Genomic DNA, 1,135 nt, shown 5'->3' on the forward strand with positions numbered 1-1,135 from the left:
CCTGACCACGTTCTGCCGTGTCGACGAGCTCGGGCTGGTGGTGACCGGGCAGCGGCTCGAGCCGGGCCGGGCGGTGCTGGCCTGTCGGATCGTCGAACCTGACGAGTGGTGCCGGCGCTGTGGCTGCCAGGGCGCGGTCCGAGACACGGTGGTCCGCCGGCTCGCGCACGAACCGTTGGGGTGGCGGCCCACGGTTCTGGAGGTCACGATTCGCCGGTACCGGTGCGACGGCTGCGGGCATGTGTGGCGCCAGGACATCAGCCGGGCGGCTGAACCGCGGGCGAAGCTGTCGCGGCGCGGGCTGCGGTGGGCGCTGGAAGGGATCGTGGTCCAGCACCTGACGGTGGCCCGGGTCGCCGAGGGCCTGGATGTCAGCTGGAACACCGCCAATACCGCGGTCCTGGCCGAGGGCAAGCGGGTCCTGATCAACGACCCGGCCCGGTTCGACGGAGTCACCACGATCGGCGTGGATGAGCACGTGTGGCGCCACACCCGCCGCGGAGACAAGTACGTCACCGTTGTCATCGACCTGACCGGGCCACGTTCGGGCAGCGGCCCGGCGAGGCTGCTCGACATGGTCGAGGGTCGCTCCAAACAGGTGTTCAAGACCTGGCTGTCCGAACGTGACCAAGCCTGGCGCAACGCGGTGGAGGTGGTCGCGATGGACGGCTTCACCGGGTTCAAGACCGCCACCACCGAAGAGCTGCCCGACGCGGTCGCGGTGATGGATCCCTTCCACGTCGTCCGCCTCGCCGGCGACGCCCTCGACAAGTGCCGACGCCGCATCCAACAACACCTCCACGGACACCGAGGCCGCACTGGTGATCCGCTCTATTCGGCCCGCCGCACCCTGCACACCGGCACCAGCCTGCTCACCGACAAGCAGAAGGCCCGGCTCGACGCCCTGTTCGCCGACGACGCCCACGCCGCCGTCGAGATCACCTGGGCCGCCTACCAGCGCATGATCACCGCCTACCGCGAACCCGACCGGGCACGCGGCCGCGACCTGATGAACAAGCTCATCACCAGCCTCAGCAGCGGCGTCCCGGCAGCGCTGGCCGAACTCCGAACCCTCGGCCGGACCCTCACACAGCGGGCCACCGACGTGCTGGCCTACTTCGACCGGCCCGGCACG

Annotated in this window: 1 protein-coding gene; it reads left to right on the forward strand. The window is 70.3% G+C overall.

The window, feature by feature from the left end; all coding sequences use genetic code 11:
* Position 1: 1 nt before the first annotated feature.
* Positions 2-1,135 (forward strand): ISL3 family transposase (locus BKD30_RS15395; protein WP_076705992.1); only part of this gene is annotated, 1,134 nt, incomplete at its 3' end.

The organism is Tersicoccus phoenicis, assembly GCF_001968835.1.
Taxonomy (GTDB): Bacteria; Actinomycetota; Actinomycetes; order Actinomycetales; family Micrococcaceae; genus Tersicoccus; species Tersicoccus phoenicis.